Below are 16,554 nucleotides of genomic sequence, written 5' to 3'. Positions count from 1 at the left end.
CGGTTTGTCAGTATTTCAGTTGCGCGACGGCGCGCAGTTCTTCGGGCGAGGCGGTGCCGAAGCCGAAGAACTCGAGGTAGGCCGGGATCATTTCGAACAGCATGTCGGTGCCCACCTGCACCTGGCAGCCCTTGGCCTTGGCGGCCTGCAGCAGCGGCGTGTACTCGGTCTTCATGACGACCTCGCCGACGAAGGTGTCGGGGGCGATGCGGTCCACGTCGAAGGGCAGCGGGTCGGTGTCCTTCATGCCCAGCGGCGTGGCGTTGACGACGATGTCGAAGCCCGCCGGGTCTTTCGATCCTGTGGTGACCGTCATCTGCGGGTAGTGCTCGCGCAGCCGCGCGGCCAGTGCCTGCGCGGAGGCGTCGCTCATGTCGAACAGCATCAGCTCGGCCGCGCCGGCCGCGGCGATCGACGCCGCAATGGCCGACCCGACACCGCCCGTGCCCGACACCAGCACCCGCGTGCCCTTGAACAGGCGCCCCTTGCGCTCCACGCCGCGCACGAAGCCAGCGCCGTCGAACTGGTCGCCCAGCAAGGAACAGTCGGGCCGCTTGAGCACGGCGTTGCACGCACCCGCGACGCGCGCGGTGGGCGTGACCTCGTCGACCAGCGACATCGTCGTGACCTTGTGCGGCATCGTGACCAATGCACCGCGCAGGTTCGAGAACCTGAACACCTGCCGCAGCGTGGCCGCGTAGTCCTCGGGCTTCACGCCCATGGGCACCACCACCGCGTCGATGCCCTGCTTGTCGAACCAGGGGTTGTAGATCATCGGCGCCTTGAAGGCCTCGGTGGGATAGCCGATGTGGGCGATGAGCGTGGTCTTGCCGGAGATCATGGGCGTCGTTGCGTTCAGGAAGAAGGTGCGGGCTCAGGCCACGCTCGGAGACTGGTAGCGCAACGGCGTTGCGATCTCGGCGTGCATCGCCGGCGGGTAGATGAGCTCGCGCAGAAAGTCGGCGTCGGCCTGCATCGCATCCGCCGCGTCGAGGTGGCCGAAGTAGCGAAAGTAATGCGGCATCTGCTGCACCAGCATCTCGAAGCCGGCCTGCGCATTGAGCCCGCGCGCACGTGCCGCACGCACCAGCGGCGTGGGCTGGTTGCGCAGCAGGATGTCGAACAGCGCCGCGTGCGGTTCCATGCGCGCCACGTCGAACGGCAGCGCGTCGTCTTCGGCCAGGCCGAGCGGCGTGGCGTTGATGACGAGGTCGTAACCCTCGGGCGCGTTGCTGTCGACCGCGACCACGGTCGCCTCGAAGAAGGCGTCGAGCTTGGCGGCCACGCCCGCGGCCTTGCCGGAGGCGGTGTCGAAGAAGGCGATGTGCTCCGCGCCGTTCACCGTGCCGCCTTCGGCCAGCGCCACGCCGATGGCGGCGGCGCTCACGCCCGCGCCGAGGATCAGCACGCGCTTGCCGCGGAACGGCACGTTGCAGCGGTCGAGCGCGCCGATCAGGCCTTCGCCGTCGAACAGGTCGCCCTCGAGCTGGTCGCCCTCGGTGCGACGCACCACGTTGACCGAACCCGCCACGCGGCCGAACAGGCCGCAGCCGTCGAGCAGGTCGACCACGCGCGGCTTGTGCGGCGGCGCGATCACCATGCCGCGCACGTTGCGCGCCAGGAAGGCCGACTTCATGAACACCGCGAAGTCGCGCACCGGCACCTGCATGGGCACCAGCACGGCATCGATGCCGTAGCGCGCAAAGGCGGCGTTGAACATGCGCGGCAGCCGCACATTGCGGACCGGGTCGCCGGGGATGAGGTAGGCCTGGGTGCTGCCGGTGATGAATGGGCTCATGGGCGTGCTTCCGTTCGTCAATCGCTCGTTTCGGGGCGGAACAGCGGGCTTTATAGTCCCTTCGCGCGCAGCCTGCTGGCATACGAGACGCGAAACGTTCGATGATCGATCTTTTAAGTTCGTCAATCGATCAAATTGCGGGTTTTTACTTAGCCATTCGGGCCGCGCCGCCACGCCGGACGCGGGCACACTTCCGCCCATGAACAGCACCAGCCCCGACGACTCGACCCCGCCCGCCGGCCTGGACAAGCGCGACTGGATCGCCGGGCTGGAGCGCGGCGTGAGCATCATCGAAGCCTTCGACGACGCCAACCCGCGCCTCACGGCCAGCCAGGCCGGCCAGCGCACGAACATGACCCGCACCGCCGCGCGGCGCTACCTGCTCACCCTGCAGCACATGGGCTACGTGGCGAGCGACGGCAAGCTGTTCTGGCTCACGCCGCGCGTGCTGCGGCTGGGGCAGTCGTACCTCGAATCGGCCCGGCTGCCCCGCGTGGTGCAGCCTTTTCTGCAGCGCGTGGCGGCGGGCACCAACGAGATCGCGTACCTCAGCGTGATGGACGGCGACGAGGTCGTCTACATCGCCCGCAACGGCCCCAACCGCAGCATGAGCACCGGCTACGTGCTCGGCGCGCGCGTGCCGGCGCAGGTGACGGCCTCGGGCATGCTGATGCTGGCGCTGCGCAGCGACGCCGAGCTGAACGAGTGGCTCGCCATGCGGCAACTCACGGTGTTCACCTCGCACACCATCGCGAGCATGGAGCGCATGAAGCTCGAGCTGGCGCGCATCCGCGCGCAGGGCTGGGCGCTGTCGGAACAACAGCTCGACCTGAACTCGCGCGGCATCGCCGTGCCGCTGCGCGACCGGCACGGCACGCTGGTGGGCGCGCTCAACATCACGATGCCGATGGGGCACGAGAGCTCGGAAGACGCGGTGGCCCGCGTGCTGCCGGTGCTGCGCGAGACGGCGCAGGCGATGCGCAACCTGATCTGAGCCACGCGCTTACGGAGCGGGCCACGCCTTGTTGAAAAAGGCCGCCAGCTCGGGGCCGAGTTGCGCCAGGGAAGCCGCGCGGTCGAAGCCCGGCGGGTCTTCCTGGATGTCCCCGCCCGGCGTGGCGATCGGCATGCTGGGCTTGTCCATGAACGCGAAGTGCGAGGCGTTGGGCACGCGGCGCAGCACGGCCTGGGGCATCTTCTGTGCGATCCATTCGCCGTGGAAGCGCGGCACGAGAAAGCGGTCCTGCATCGCCACATGGATCTGCACGGGCACCCGGATGGCCGCCAGCGACGAGGCAGTGAAGGGCACGCCGACCGGGGCCATCAGCACGGCAGCACGCACCCGGGGGTCGCGCAACGAAGGCAGCAGCGGCGATGCCGGAGCGGAAGCCGAAGGCGCGACGTCCTTGCCGACCCCGCAGAACACCGGGTCGGCGCTGCGCTCACGCTCGCAATGCCGGGCGGACTGCGACAGGTCGACCTGCCCGCCTGCCAGGGCCAGCACGGTGTAGCCGCCCGCCGAATGGCCGAGCGCGCCGATGCGCGGGCCCTTGGCGTCGCTGGCGATGCGATCCTTCCAGCGCGGGTCCGTGAGCAGCGCGTCGATCAGTTGCGAGACCTGCCGCGGCCGCTCGGTGAAATAGGCCGCCGCGCCGCGTTGCAGCAGCGACGAGTCCTGCCAGTTGTCACCCGCATGGCGAATGGCGGCGACGAGGTAACCGTCCCGCGCCAGCGCTTCGGCGAGGCGGCCATGGCCCAGCTCGGTGCCGGCCAGGCCATGGCTCAGCACGATCAGGCCCTTGAACCGTTCCTCGGGCGCGGCACGGATCGCCGCGCGGACCGTGAACGGCCCCATGGCCGTCTCGCGAGGCGCGGACTGCGTCGGGTAGTACAACGCGGCGATCACGGGCGAGGCGCCCGCGACGTTGAACGGCTGCCAGCCGACCTCGAAGGCCGCAGCACGGCTGCAGAGCAGCAGGCCGGCGGTGAGCCACAGGCTCAGGCGGAAAAAGGGGCGCATCTGGGGACTCCTTGCTCGGTGATGGAGCAGTGAGTGCGGATGGTGGCGGCGCCCTCGCCGGCCGACTACGGCGTTGCGACGGAACGCGGGCCGGCTGGCGCGAAACGACAGGTACACGGCGCGAACGGCCCCACTTCACCAACTGACAGCATTCCGACAGCATCCACCCGGCACGATGCAGGCTTTCTTACAAGATCGATGGAGACAAGCACCATGTCCGACCTCTTCCTGAACGACGCCGCCCCCCTGAGCCGCCGCCACTGGCTGCAAGCCGGCGGCGCCCTCACCCTCGGCGGCCTGCTGCCTTCGATGGCCTCGGCGCAGGACACCTGGCCCAGCAAGTCCGTGCGCTTCGTCGTGCCCTTCGCACCGGGCGGCAGCTCGGAAATCGTCGCCCGCTCCACCGCCGCCGAGCTGTCGCGCACGCTGGGCCAGAGCGTGTTCGTCGACAACAAGCCCGGCGCGGCCGGCAACATCGCCATGAGCGAAGTCGCGCGCGCCACCGACCAGCACACGCTGATCCTCGGCCACATCGGCACGCTGGCCGTGAACCCCTACATCTTCGCCAAGCTGCCCTACGACGCGAACAAGGACTTCAAGCCCGTGAGCCTGCTGGCCAAGGTGCCCAGCCTGTACGTGGTGCACCCCGACGTGCCGGCCAAGAACCTCAAGGAATTCATCGCGTACGCCAAGAGCAAGCCCGGCAAGCTGAGCTACGGCTCGGCCGGCAACGGCAGCGCCGGCCACCTGGCCTTCGAGTACCTGAAGATGACCGCCGACGTGTTCATGCTGCACGTGCCCTACCGCGGCACCGGACCGATGGTGACCGACCTGCTCTCGGGCCGGCTCGACGCCTCGGCCATCGGCGCGGCGGCGATCATTCCGTTCATCAAGGCGGGCAAGGTGCGCTGCATTGCGACCGGCTCGGCCAAGCGCCTGGCGCAGCTGCCCGACGTGCCGACCGTGGCCGAGCAAGGCTTCCCCGGCTTCGAGATGACGCAGTGGTACGGCATGCTCGCGCCGGCCAGCATCACGCCCGCGCAGATGGCCAAGCTGTCGGCCGAGACCATGAAGGCCGTGAAGTCGCCCGATTCGATGCAGCGACTCACGGCCGATGCGGCCGAGGCCGTGGGCGGCACGCCGGAGCAGTTCGCGCAGTTCATTACCGCCGAGCAGAACCGCTGGCAGAAGGTGATCGCAAGGGCAAACATCAAGCCTGATTGAGGCAGGCAGGCCCTAGCATCGGCGCCATGCGCATCCTGCTGGCCGAAGACGAACACACCCTGGGCACCTGGCTCTGCAAGGCGCTGGAGCATGCGGGCATCCAGGTCGAATGGGTGGACGATGGGCGCTTGGCTGATCGGGCGCTGCAGCAGCGCGACCACGACGCGCTGGTGCTCGATCTGGGCCTGCCCGGCATGGACGGCCACACGGTGCTGCAGCGGCTGCGCGAACGCGACCAGCGGCTGCCGGCGCTGATCCTCACGGCGCGCGATTCGCTGAACGAACGTGTCGCGTCGCTCAACGCGGGCGCCGACGATTTCCTGGCCAAGCCCTTCGCATTGGCCGAGCTCGAGGCCCGGCTGCATGCGCTGGTGCGCCGCGCGCGCGGCGTGGAGCATCCGCGCCTGGCTTGCGGCCCGCTGGTGTACGACGGCGCGCGCCGGCAGTTCACGCTGAACAGTGAGGCGCTCGCCCTGTCACCGCGCGAACAGGCGGTGCTGCGCGCGCTGGTGCAGCGCAGCGGCGAGCCACTGTCGAAGCAGCAGATCCTCGACCGCGTGTTCTCCGACGATGACGAAGTGCACCTCGAAGCGGTCGAGGTGTTGGTCTACCGGTTGCGCAAGCGGCTGGATGGCAGCGGTGTGCGCATCGTCACGCTGCGCGGTCTCGGCTACGTCTTGGAAGCGGACTGAGTGAGCGCGCTGCGCCGCTTCACCGATCGCCTGCGCCGCACCAGCCTATGGCAGCGGCTCGCGCTGCTGCTGTTCCCTGCCCTGCTGCTGGTGACAGGCATCGAGCTGTGGATGACGCGGCACGACGCACTGGCCGCGGCCAACGCCGCCTACGACCGCTCGCTGCTCGGCGCGCTCAAGTCGATCGACGCGAACATCTCCACGGCCTCGGGCGGGCTGTCGGTGGAGCTGCCGTACACGATGTTCGAGTTCTTCGAGCTCACGGCCAGCGGGCAGGTGTTCTTTCGTGTCGCGACCTCCGACGGGCTGGTGGAACTGGGCAGCGCCGACCTGCCCGCGCCGGCCGTCGAGCCCGCGATGGGCGTGCCGGCCTTCTACGACGCCACCTACTTCGGCGAGGCCGTGCGGCTCGCGGCCTACCGGCGCGACCTCGACCGCGCGCCGGCCGGCAGCACCGGGCGCAGCGTGCTGATCCAGGTCGGCGAGAGCACGCGCTCGCGCCAGGAGTTCACCAGCCGCTTCGTGCGCAGCGCGGCGCTGCGCGACGGGCTGATTCTTGCGATGCTGCTGTGCGGCACCGCGCTGGCGCTGGCGGCGGCGCTGCGCCCGCTGTCGCGGCTCGCACGCGAGGTGCAGGCGCGCTCGCCCGACGACCTGACACGCATCGCCGAGACCGACCTGCCCGCCGAGGTGCGCCCGCTGGTGGCCGCCGTGAACCAGCAGATGGCGCGCACGCAGGAACTGGTGGCACAACAACGGCAGTTTCTCGACGACGCCTCGCACCAGCTGCGCACGCACCTGACCACGCTGCAGATGCAGGCCGACTACGCGCGGCGCGAAGACGACCCCGCGCAGGTGCGCGCCGCGCTCGATGCGCTGGGCGCCGAGATCGGCCGCGCCACGCGCAGCGCGCAGCAGCTGCTGGCGCTGGGCCGCAGCGACACCGTCGCGGTCGAGCCCGCTGAATTCGACACCGCCGAATTGCTGCGCGAGGTGGCGGTCGACCTGCTGCCGCTGGCGCGCGCCAAGCGCATCGATCTGGGCATCGACCTGGGCATCCACGCGCCCTCACCCGATCTGCACGCGGTGGGCGACCGGGGCCTGCTGCGCGAGGCGCTGAGCAACCTCGTGGCGAACGCGATCACCTACACGCCGGTGGCCGGCACCATCACGCTCTTCGCAGCCGGCGATGCGGCGGGCTGGAGCCTCAACGTGGAGGACGACGGTCCGGGCCTGAGCGACGAAGAACGCGCCACCTTGGGCCAGCGCTTCCGGCGCGGCACGCGCGCAGGCGCCGGCGGCTTCGGGCTCGGCCTGGCGATCGTGCGCGCCATCGCGCAGCGGCACCGCGGCGATCTGCGGCTCGAAGCGCGCGGCGCGGGGCCGGGCCTGCATGCCATCATCTGGTGGCCCCGGCCTGCGGGGTGAACCCCCGCCCTTCTTCTTCGATGCCACGCCCTTTCGCCTTCACCCGTCGCCATGCGCTGCGCGCGCTGTCCGCGTGGTTCGCGCCTGCTGCACTGCATGCGACAGCGGCGCCCGGCGATGCGTCCGAAGGCCCGGCGGAGTGCGTGATTCCCGCCAAGGCCGGCGGCGGCTTCGCATTGACCTGCGCGCTCGCACGCGACGCGCTGCAGGCCGTGCGCCCCGCGCGCACGCCGCTCGCGCAGCGCTACCTGCCGGGCGGCATCGGCGCCGTCGCCTTCGATCGCATCGCCAGCGGCCAGCTCGGCGGGCCGGGCACGCTGGTCGCGTTCTCGAGCGGCTCACTGCTCAACCTTGCACAGGGCCGCTTCGGGCCGCACCCACCCTCGGCCGTGCGCTGGATCGCCACGCTCGGCACCGACTACGGCGTGGTCGCCGTGCACCGCGACTCGCCCTACCGACGCTTGCAGGACCTGATCGCCGTGCTGCGCCAGGACCCGTCGCGCGTGGTCTTCGGCGCGGGCGGCACGGTCGGCAGCCAGGACTGGGTGAAGGCCGCGCTGCTGGTGCGCGCGGCCGGCGGCGCACCGAAGGCGATGCGCTTCGTGTCCTTCGAGGGTGGCGGCGACGCGCTGGGTGCGCTGCAGGGCAAGCACGTCGACGCGTTCCCGGGCGACGCCGCCGAGGCGCTGCAGGCCATCGCCGGTGGCGCGGCCGTGCGCCTGCTCGCAGTGCTGTCGGAAACGCGGCTGGGCGGTGCGCTAACCGGCGTGCCGACCGCGCGCGAGCAAGGCGTGGACATCGTCTGGCCGACCGTGCGCGGCGTGTACCTCAGCGCCAACGTGCCCGACGCCGCCGTGCGCGCCTGGACCACCGCCTTCGCCGAGGCCACGGCCGCGCCGGGCTATGCGGCGCTGCGCGAACGGCACGGCCTTTATCCTTTCGCGCTCACCGGCGCCGCGCTCGACGACTACGTGCAGGCGCGCATCAAGGCCTACCAGGCGCTCGCCGACGAGCTCGGCCTGCGACGCTGGAAGCCTTGACCTCCAATTGATCTCCATGACCGAAGACGACATCACCCAACACCTGATCGACACGCTCGGCGGCGGCCATTTCGAAGTGGCCGACGACAACACCTTTTTCTTTCACGGCGCGGACAACAAATTTCCCTTTGCCACGATCGTCACGAAGGACAACGCGTTCGACAGCGCCTCGAACCTGAACCGCCCCGGCGTGTTTCGCCTGAACATCGGCGTGGGCAAGGAGACCTTTCGCGCGCTGTTCGGCGACGCCGAGCCGTCGGGCATCGACTACACCGCGCTCGACCGGCTGATGCCGCACCCGGTGTACGCAAAGATGTACTGGGTCAGCGTGATCAACCCGAGCACCGCGACCTTCGAGACCGTGAAGCCGCTGCTGGCGGAAGCCCGCAACCTGCTGGTCGCACGGGACAAGAGCGCGTAATCCGCTCTAAACACCAGACCATATGAAACGCATACAATCCATATACGTTTCATACAGAGGTCGCCCATGGGCATTGTCAAAATTTCGGACCTGATGCACGAGAACCTGCGCGTGGCGGGCAACGCCCTCAGCCGGTCGATCAATGCGCAGGCAGAGCACTGGATGCGGGTCGGCATGCTGACCGAGATGCACCCCGACCTCGACTACCGGGAGGTCTGCCAGCTGCTGATCCAGGCCGAGCTTTCGGGCGGCCTGGACATTGCCGCCCCGCCCGGCAAACCTCGCGCTCCCGCGAACGGCAAGCAGCACTGACGATGGCACACGACGTTCCCCTCCGGTCGGCCGAAGAACTGGTGATGGCGCGGCGGGCCGCCCAGCTGGCCGCGGAGGTCCTGGCGATGATCGAGCCCCACGTCATGCCGGGCGTAAGCACCGAAGCGCTCGACCGCCTCTGCCACGACCACATCGTGAAGGTGCAAGGCAACATCCCGGCCAACGTGGGCTACCTGGGCTATCCGAAGACCATCCTCACCTCGGTCAACCAGGTGGTGTGCCACGGCATCCCCTCGCCCGACAAGATCCTGAAGAAGGGCGACATCGTCAACATCGACGTCGCCGTCAACAAGGACGGCTGGTTCGGCGACACCAGCCGCATGTTCTTCGTCGGCGAGCCCAGCGTGCTGGCCCGTCGGCTGGTGGAGACGACCTACGAAGCCCTGTGCGCCGGCATCCGGCAGGTGAAGCCCGGCGCCACGCTGGGCGATGTGGGCCACGCCATCCAGTCGGTCGCCCAGCGCGAGCATTTCAGCGTGGTGCGCGAGTACTGCGGACACGGCATCGGCCGCATCTACCACGATGAACCACAGGTGCTGCACTTCGGGCGGCGCGGGGCGGGCCTCGTGCTGGAGCCGGGGATGGTCTTCACGATCGAGCCGATGCTCAATGCAGGCCACGCCGAAACGAAGCAGCTCGCAGACGGGTGGACCGTCGTGACGAAGGACCGCTCGCTGTCCGCGCAGTGGGAGCACATGGTGGCGGTGACGGCCGACGGGTACGAGGTGCTGACGGCCTGGCCGGGTGGCACGGGGGCTTACGCGCCGGTGTGATGCGCTGGGTGAGCGGGGCCGGAATGTCCCTCATCGCCCAGGCGGTTTCGGGGGTTCTGCGGATGCACTGCATTAGGCTCCGCGCCAACTCTGGGCCCTCCTTCCTCATGCACATCGAAGAACGCATCCACATCGCAGTCCCACCCACGGTCATCGACCACATCTGGAGCGAGGTCGACCGATGGCATCTGTGGGACCCGGACACCAAGCAAGCACGACTCAACGGCCCCTTCGCCGTGGGAACCAAGGGCCGGATCGTTCCCAGCAAGGGCATGGGCGTGCCGATGGCTGTCACGGAGCGCACCGAAGGCCGCTCGTTCACCGTGGAAGGCCACATTCCCCTGTTCCGCATGCACTTCGAGCACACGGTGTCGCCGGTCGACGGCGGCTCGGAAGTACTGCACCGCGTGTGGTTCACCGGTGGCCTCGCCTTCCTGTTCGGGCCCGGCGTTGCCAAGCAACTTCGCACGGGGCTTCCCCGGACCATGCAGTCATTGAAGGCCTATGCGGAAAAGCGCCACGCGCCGCTTCGCAACGAGGCCTGACAGGCGCTAGTAGGTCACCGTGACGGTGATCGTGTCGCTGTAGCTGCCCGGCGTCACATTGGTCTGGGCCGGCACCCGCCCATAGACCGGGATGGCGCTGCCGGGGTTGCCGCTGCCGTCGACCGTGTCGGTGCCGGCGGCATTGCCCCAGCGCAGCGAGCGCGCGGCATCGCGGTACAGCTCGTACTGGATGTAGTCGCCCGCACCGCCCGCCATGCGCCGCTGTGTCCCCGTAGCGTTCGCGCCATTGCTCAGCCCCACCTTCCAGGCGGTGCTGGGCGGGCAGGCCATCGTGATGGCCGCCGCGCCGTTGACCGCGGACGCCAGCGAGCTGGCGCTGCCGAAGTCCAGGTCGGTGGCGGTCACGCTGACGGCGCACGCGCTGGAATAGGTGGCCGTGACCTGCGTGTAGAAATTCGTCACCCCGGTGTACTTGGCCGAACTCGCGGTGCAGCTGCCGGGGGCATTGCCGCTCTTCATGCCCCAGACGACCTGGGAGTTGTAGATGTTGGCCTGGTAGCTGCCCGCCGGCAGCGACTGCCCGGACGGCACGCGGCCATACAGCGAGATGTTCAACGCGACGTTGCCGCCGCCGGCGGGCAGCACGAACGAACCCGCCGCGCTGCTGTAGGTGCCGCCGCCCGGCGGCGGGCCGACGATGCCGCTGCGGGCCGCGTCGGCGTAGATGTTGTAGGCCATCTGCGAGCCGTTCCAGTTGGTCATGTAGCGCGGGGCATAGCCGGCGATCTCGTTGCCCTGGGAGACGTACACGCAGTAGTTCATGTACATGGTCTGGCCGGTGTCGTTCTGGCACGCGAAGCCGACCGTGCCGGTGGTGTCCGCCGCCGCCGATGCCGTGACGGTGCCGAAGGCGAAGCTCGGCTGGGTGGCGACCCAGCAGCTCGGGTCGGCATGCGCCGCGCCCATGGACAGCAGCCACGAGGACACCAGCACCAGCACAAATCTCAACGTACGCATGTCAACCGCTCTTTCTGCAAACCACCGCCCTCGGGGCGCCGCCAGTCGAACTGCGCCCGGCACACCGCACCGTCGGGCGCGCGCACGGCCAGCGTGTTGCGCACGTCCAGCGTGTCCAGGTACACCCAGCCGTCATAGCCCACCACCGCACCGCCGCCGTCCTGCCCGTTCACCTGCACGCGGCTGCCCAGCGGCAAGGGCTGGCCTTGCGCGTCCATCAGTGCCACGTTCGCAGCCCGCACGGGCGTGATGCCGAAATGCGCCCGCGCGCCCGACCGGCCGGCGGGGGTGATGAGGGTCTCGGCGCGCTCGATGCGCACGTCGGCGGGCAGGTCCATCGGGTCGATCGCCAGCTTGTTGTTCTGGTAGGCATTCACCGGCACGACCAGCAGCAGCCCGCTCGAATTCGTCTGCCCCACCGGGCGATTCTCGAGCTTCACGGGCACGCCGGCCACGCCGTCGGTGTCGACCACCGCAAAGGCGTCGTCGATGCGCCGCGAGGCCAGCACCCCGCCGCCCATCAGCACCAGCGCACCGCTGGCACCCGCGTAGGCGTAGCGGCTGGCGCTGCTGCCGCCCATCTCGCTCACCCCGGCCTGCACGCGGCCGTAGGGGCCCAGGTAGTTGACTTCGGCCTGCCCGCCGGTCGCACCGCCGCCGGTGCGCGCGGTGGCGCGCCAGCCCCAGCCGCCGTCGCCGAGGGGGGACTGCTGCGCGCTGACGGTGCCCACCGTGCCCTGGTCGCCGCTGCGCTGCACACCGGCGCTCACGCTGGTCTGCGCGTCCCACGACCAGCTCAGGCCGATGAAGACACCGCGGTCGTTGCGCTTGTCCAGGTTCTGGTTCATGCCCACCGAGATCGAGGACGCGCGCCCGATCGACCGGAACCAGTTCACGCTGGCGTAGCGCGACGCGCTCTGCCCGATCGGGCGCAGGTAGAGGTAGCTGACGCTGACGTTGCCCAGGCCGCCCATGTCGAAGCCCACGCTCGCGCTGGCGCTGCCCTTGGCTGGCGCCGAGCCGTAGGCCGTTGCCACGTCGCGGTAGTCGCCCTGGGTGCGCGTGCCGTTCAGGCCCACCGACAGGCGCTCCTGCCGCCACAGGTAGCCCAGGCTGGTCTGCGTGCCGCTGCGGCTGCCTCCGGGGTTGTCGGCGTCGTGCCGGCTGCCCGCCAACGCTGCCGACAGCGTGCCCGCGGCGCCCAGCTGCCACACGCCGCCTGCGCCGACCAGCGCCAGGCCGCGCGTCGCTTCGCCGTGCGCCTCCATCGTGAAGCTGTCGCTGAGGCCCCGGCGCCAGGTGCCGGTCAGCACCGGCTGCTTGCCGTAATCGAAAGAGCGCAGGCCGTAGTTGCGGCGCACCACGCCCAGGTCGACCGTCCAGTCGCTCAGCCCGGGCGCCAGCAGGCGGCTGCTGTCGAAGAGCGAAAAGCTCAGCGTGGCGGCGCGGCCCAGTGCGTCGGTCACCACCACCTGCGCCGTGCCCGTGCTGTTGATACGCGGCAGCGTGTTGAGCTGGAAGGGCCCCGCCGGCACCTGGCCGCTGTACTGACGGATGCCGTCGATGAACAGCTCCACGTCCGACGGCATCGTGGCCGAGCCGATGAAGCTGGGCAGCGGCGCTGTCTGCCGGTAGGGCTGCAAGCCGAAGTCGCGCGACAGCTGGATGCCGCCGATGCGCGTGGCGCGCGACCAGGGCAGCGCGCCGGTGAGCGTGTCGCCCACGCGCAGGGTGAGCATCTTGTCGGGGAAGGCCTGGCTCCAGGTGCTGTCCATGCGCACGGACTGGTCCTTCCAGCCGCTGCTGTCGTGCGTGCGCTGCATCAGCCAGGTGGTGCTGAGCACGCTGGCGCCGCGGAAGGCGCGCAGCTCGCCGAAGGCGCTCAGGTTGCTGCTGCCGCCCCGGCCCTGGGTGCCGTAGAGGTCGTAGTTCAGCAGCAGGCCGGTCGATGTGCTCAGGGGCTGCGCGGTGACGGCGCTCTCGCCCACCGTGGCGGTGGGCAGGCGCAGCATCGCCAGCGGGGCGGTCAGGGTCAGTTGCTGGCGCACGGCGTCGTAGTCGGCCGCGAGCCCGGGCAGGTCGCGCAGGGGCAACCATTCGGCACCGCTGCCACTCTCGGGCAAGGTGAAACTCAGTTCGCGCAGCACCGCGCGGGAGGCCCACAGGGCCCCGCCCTCCAGGCGAAACGGGTGCAGCCCGCGCGCCATGCCGTTGAGACTGACCTCCAGGTACAGCGTCATGGCAGCCGGCGCGGCCTGGGCGACAGGCGCAGCCAAGGCGGGCAGCGCGGTCAGGGCCAGCGCAAATGGCGCCAGTGCGAACGGGGCCAGCAAGGCCCTCGCCACGTGCACGGCCTGCTCAGCGCGCCAGCGGCGCGAGATCCGGGGCCGTGGTTCTGCCATCGAGCATGACCTGCCAGCGACCCGGGCCGGCCACGGCGGCGGGCAGCGTCTTCAGCGGCCAGCGCATGGTGGCGCCGGGCAGCACATAGCCCAGCAAGCCGGTGTAGGCGGTGACGGCGCGGCCGTCCGCGCCGGTGAACACAAGGTCAGCCAGCTGGGCATGCACCCCGCCGCTGTTGCCGACTTCCAGCACGGCCTTGCCGTCCTCGCTGCGCAGGCTCCAGCGCAACTGCGCGGGGGCCGGCTCTGCGCCCGCCGGGGAAACGAAGATGGGCAGCGAGTGCCGCATCACGAAATTCAGGTTGCTCTTCTTGCCATCCGTTGCCGCGCCCGCCGCCTGGGGCACGGGCAACTCATCCACCAGCACGCGGTAGGCCTCTTCCGCCGGGCCCGCGGGCGGCGGACCGTTGCGGATCACCCGCACCAGTTGCCGTCCGTCGACGGGCAGTTGCAGCATGGGCGGGCTGACGACCAGGCCGTCCGCCGGCTCCATGCGGTCCTGTCCGCCCACCTGCGTCCATCGGAAGACACGGATCTGCGCGTCCAGCGGCGCCGTTCCCGTGTTGCTCAGCCAGAGCCCATCGCCTTGCCGGGTCGGCGCCAGCGTCAGGGTGACAGGCGAGACCTGCAGGCCGGCCGCCTGGACCGCGCCGCCGCCAAGCAGGCAGGCGCCCCACAGTCCCCCGATGGCAAGTGCACGTCTCACGATTCAGTTCTGGCTCGGTGATTCAGCGCTGGCTCAGTACGTGACCGTCACCGTGACGGTGTCGGCGTAGCTGTCCGGCGTGAAGTTGGCGTTGGTGTTCTTCGCATAGACCGTGTGCGTGATCGCTGCACCCGTGCCCGAGCCGCCGACGACATTGGCACCGGTGCCGGTGGTGTTGCCCCACACGGTGCTGTTGCCCGCGTTGGAGTACAGCGCGTAGGGCACCTTGTCGGTGTTGGTGGCCGCGTTGGCGACGGACGACATGGCACCCGTGCCGTCGGTCGTTCCGCCGTTGGTGCTCGAAGGCAGCAGGCCGACGGTGTAGGGCGTGGTCTTGGAGCAGGTGACCGAGATGGTGTTGTTCCCCGTCTGGTTGGTGGCCGTGGGCAGCACGGACGTGCCCAGGCTGATGTCGGAGGTGCTGCCGGCCGTCACCGAGCAGCTCTTGACGATGGTCATCTTGACCTGAAAGGTGGCGCCGACGGTGTCAGCCAGGACGGAACCGGATGCGAGGGCGAGGGTGGCGGTAACCGCCGCGGCGACTGCGTGCTTGAACATGAGGAGACTCCGAATGTAATGAATAGGACCTGCTGAACCTGATTTTGTAATCATTTTTGATACCTTTTGATTACAAAGTGGCGCAAGGATGCCCCACGAACGGCCTGTTTGTCCTCAAATTCACTGAGTTCGGGCATGTGTTTCGTGATGTAGTTCTCGTAACAATCAGGAAACTGTTTGCAGTGTTTACATTTCAACAACGGTTCGAACGGCCCATGCAGATACGGGATGGGTGCCGTGGCGCGGTCGATGTCCGTGGCCGAGAGCACGTCGCGGCCGACATTTAGGGTGTGTGGTGTCGGGCCACCGGTGATGCCGTGGCCGATGGGGGCGAAGCGCCCCGGCGTCTGGATGTGGCTGTGCGCCCGCGGCTTCAGCGTGCGCCGCAGCGCCGCGGCGGCCGCCCCCCTGCGGCGCGATGGCACGGGGTGACTTTTTCGGGGCGAGCGGCTGCGTCCAGCCGCCCTGCCCCTGACCGACCTCAGGCTTTTGCCAACCGGCGCCGCGCCTTCACCGCCGACGCCAGCCCTTCAAGCACCGGCACCGTCTGCGCAAAGCCGATGCACGCGTCGGTGATCGACACGCCGTGCTTCAGCGGAACACCGGGCTTCAAGTCCTGCCGGCCTTCCTCGAGGTGGCTCTCGATCATGAGGCCCGTGATGCGCCGCTCGCCGCCCGAAATCTGCGCGGCCACGTCTTCGGCGACCACGATCTGCCGCTGGTGCTGCTTGCTGCTGTTGCCGTGCGAGACGTCGATCATCACTTGCGGGCGCAAGCCGTTCGCCAGCAGCGCCTGGCAACTGGATTCGACATCGGCTGCCGAATAGTTGGGCGCCTTGCCGCCGCGCAGGATCACGTGGCAGTCGTCGTTGCCGCGCGTCTCGAAGATCGCGGCCATGCCCATCTTGGTCATGCCCATGAAGGCATGCGGTGCACGGGCCGCAAGAATGGCGTCGGCCGCCACCTTCACGCTGCCGTCGGTGCCGTTCTTGAAGCCGACCGGGCAGCTCAGGCCCGACGCCAGTTGCCGGTGGCTCTGGCTCTCGGTGGTGCGCGCGCCGATGGCGCCCCAGGCGATCAGGTCGGCAATGAACTGCGGACTCAGCAGGTCGAGAAACTCGGTGCCGGTCGGCAGGCCCAGCGTGGTCAGCTCCAGCAGCAGGCGCCGCGCGCGCTCCAGGCCTTCGTTGATGGCAAAGCTACCGTCCAGGTGCGGGTCGTTGATGTAGCCCTTCCAGCCGACGGTGGTGCGCGGCTTCTCGAAGTAGGCACGCATCACGATCAGCAGGTCGTCCTGCAGCGAATCGGCGACGGTCTTCAGGCGCTGTGCGTACTCGATGGCCTGGTCGTGGTCATGGATGGAGCACGGGCCGACCACCACCACCAGCCGGTCGTCGCGGCCGTGCAGCACGTCGGCAATGGCCGCACGGCTGCCTTCGACCAGCGCCAGCGTGTTGTCGCGCACGGGCACGCGCTCCTGCAGCAGCGCGGGGGTCATGAGGGGGCGCACGGCGCCGATGCGCACGTCGTCGATGCGGGTGGTGTCGAGGGTGCTGTCGCGGGAGCCGACTTCGGCGTCGTGGAGGGGGTCGTCGAGGCGGGGCATGGTCGTGGGGGCTGTGTGGTTCGAGGGGGT

18 protein-coding genes are annotated in these 16,554 nt (G+C 69.5%); 9 read left to right on the top strand and 9 right to left on the bottom strand.

Annotated features, from left to right (window positions below; translation table 11 throughout):
- Nucleotides 1–7 precede the first annotated feature (7 nt).
- Both CLU95_RS26945 and CLU95_RS26940 read right to left on the bottom strand, forming a co-directional pair.
- Complete coding sequence (locus CLU95_RS26945; RefSeq protein WP_099796423.1) at nt 8–841, bottom strand: shikimate dehydrogenase family protein; 834 nt, start codon at nt 839–841, stop codon at nt 8–10.
- A gap of 33 nt (nt 842–874) precedes the next feature.
- Nucleotides 875–1,798 carry a shikimate dehydrogenase family protein gene (locus CLU95_RS26940; protein WP_099796422.1) on the bottom strand — a complete coding sequence of 308 codons (924 nt, stop codon included), beginning with the start codon at nt 1,796–1,798 and terminating at the stop codon, nt 875–877.
- 199 nt (nt 1,799–1,997) lie between these two features.
- Here CLU95_RS26940 and CLU95_RS26935 point away from each other — a divergent pair, with 199 nt between their 5' ends.
- Nucleotides 1,998–2,792, top strand: a complete 795-nt coding sequence (locus tag CLU95_RS26935; protein WP_099796421.1) for an IclR family transcriptional regulator domain-containing protein — start codon at nt 1,998–2,000, stop codon at nt 2,790–2,792.
- Between the two features lie 9 nt (nt 2,793–2,801).
- Here the strand turns inward: CLU95_RS26935 and CLU95_RS26930 are convergent, their stop codons facing one another.
- On the bottom strand, nt 2,802–3,818 hold the full coding sequence (locus tag CLU95_RS26930) for an alpha/beta hydrolase family protein (protein WP_099796420.1): 1,017 nt from the start codon (nt 3,816–3,818) through the stop codon (nt 2,802–2,804).
- A gap of 213 nt (nt 3,819–4,031) precedes the next feature.
- Between CLU95_RS26930 and CLU95_RS26925 the strand changes: the two genes are divergently transcribed.
- The 8 genes from CLU95_RS26925 (at nt 4,032) to CLU95_RS26890 (ending at nt 10,274) form a co-directional block, all read left to right on the top strand.
- Nucleotides 4,032–5,042, top strand: a complete 1,011-nt coding sequence (locus tag CLU95_RS26925) for a Bug family tripartite tricarboxylate transporter substrate binding protein (protein WP_099796419.1) — start codon at nt 4,032–4,034, stop codon at nt 5,040–5,042.
- A 26-nt stretch (nt 5,043–5,068) separates the two neighbouring features.
- Complete coding sequence (locus tag CLU95_RS26920; RefSeq protein ID WP_099796418.1) at nt 5,069–5,734, top strand: response regulator; 666 nt, start codon at nt 5,069–5,071, stop codon at nt 5,732–5,734.
- Nucleotides 5,735–7,162 carry a sensor histidine kinase gene (locus CLU95_RS26915; RefSeq protein WP_257214741.1) on the top strand — a complete coding sequence of 476 codons (1,428 nt, stop codon included), beginning with the start codon at nt 5,735–5,737 and terminating at the stop codon, nt 7,160–7,162.
- Between the two features lie 20 nt (nt 7,163–7,182).
- The gene (locus tag CLU95_RS26910; RefSeq protein WP_099796417.1) at nt 7,183–8,202 is read left to right on the top strand and encodes a tripartite tricarboxylate transporter substrate-binding protein; all 1,020 of its coding nucleotides are present in this window, start codon (nt 7,183–7,185) and stop codon (nt 8,200–8,202) included.
- Between the two features lie 16 nt (nt 8,203–8,218).
- The gene (locus CLU95_RS26905) at nt 8,219–8,623 is read left to right on the top strand and encodes a DUF6194 family protein (protein WP_099796416.1); all 405 of its coding nucleotides are present in this window, start codon (nt 8,219–8,221) and stop codon (nt 8,621–8,623) included.
- A gap of 66 nt (nt 8,624–8,689) precedes the next feature.
- The gene (locus tag CLU95_RS26900) at nt 8,690–8,935 is read left to right on the top strand and encodes a ParD-like family protein (protein ID WP_099796415.1); all 246 of its coding nucleotides are present in this window, start codon (nt 8,690–8,692) and stop codon (nt 8,933–8,935) included.
- Between the two features lie 2 nt (nt 8,936–8,937).
- On the top strand, nt 8,938–9,729 hold the full coding sequence (gene map / locus CLU95_RS26895) for a type I methionyl aminopeptidase (protein WP_099796414.1): 792 nt from the start codon (nt 8,938–8,940) through the stop codon (nt 9,727–9,729).
- A 107-nt stretch (nt 9,730–9,836) separates the two neighbouring features.
- Nucleotides 9,837–10,274 carry an SRPBCC family protein gene (locus tag CLU95_RS26890; RefSeq protein ID WP_099796413.1) on the top strand — a complete coding sequence of 146 codons (438 nt, stop codon included), beginning with the start codon at nt 9,837–9,839 and terminating at the stop codon, nt 10,272–10,274.
- A 6-nt stretch (nt 10,275–10,280) separates the two neighbouring features.
- Here CLU95_RS26890 and CLU95_RS26885 read toward each other — a convergent pair whose 3' ends face one another.
- Genes CLU95_RS26885 through CLU95_RS26865 form a run of 6 tightly spaced genes read right to left on the bottom strand, consistent with a single transcriptional unit; the run spans nt 10,281 to nt 16,524 of the window.
- Complete coding sequence (locus CLU95_RS26885; protein WP_099796412.1) at nt 10,281–11,252, bottom strand: Csu type fimbrial protein; 972 nt, start codon at nt 11,250–11,252, stop codon at nt 10,281–10,283.
- Nucleotides 11,240–13,654: a fimbria/pilus outer membrane usher protein gene (locus CLU95_RS26880; protein WP_099796411.1), complete on the bottom strand. Its 2,415-nt coding sequence runs from the start codon at nt 13,652–13,654 to the stop codon at nt 11,240–11,242. The genes CLU95_RS26885 and CLU95_RS26880 overlap by 13 nt, the downstream gene beginning before the upstream one ends.
- The gene (locus tag CLU95_RS26875) at nt 13,611–14,360 is read right to left on the bottom strand and encodes a fimbrial biogenesis chaperone (protein WP_218967447.1); all 750 of its coding nucleotides are present in this window, start codon (nt 14,358–14,360) and stop codon (nt 13,611–13,613) included. Before CLU95_RS26875 ends, CLU95_RS26880 begins: the two co-directional genes overlap by 44 nt.
- Before the next feature lie 33 nt (nt 14,361–14,393).
- Nucleotides 14,394–14,918, bottom strand: coding sequence for a Csu type fimbrial protein (locus CLU95_RS26870; RefSeq protein WP_099796410.1), 525 nt, complete (start codon nt 14,916–14,918; stop codon nt 14,394–14,396).
- 50 nt (nt 14,919–14,968) lie between these two features.
- Nucleotides 14,969–15,343, bottom strand: a complete 375-nt coding sequence (locus tag CLU95_RS30760) for a hypothetical protein (RefSeq protein WP_143606062.1) — start codon at nt 15,341–15,343, stop codon at nt 14,969–14,971.
- Between the two features lie 56 nt (nt 15,344–15,399).
- Nucleotides 15,400–16,524: a 3-deoxy-7-phosphoheptulonate synthase gene (locus CLU95_RS26865; RefSeq protein ID WP_099796409.1), complete on the bottom strand. Its 1,125-nt coding sequence runs from the start codon at nt 16,522–16,524 to the stop codon at nt 15,400–15,402.
- Nucleotides 16,525–16,554: the final 30 nt, after the last annotated feature.

Origin of the sequence: Variovorax sp. 54 (genome assembly GCF_002754375.1) — a bacterium.
Taxonomy (GTDB): domain Bacteria; phylum Pseudomonadota; class Gammaproteobacteria; order Burkholderiales; family Burkholderiaceae_C; genus Variovorax.
Note: the sequence above shows the minus strand (reverse complement) of the source record. Positions and strands in the feature narration are given on the sequence as shown.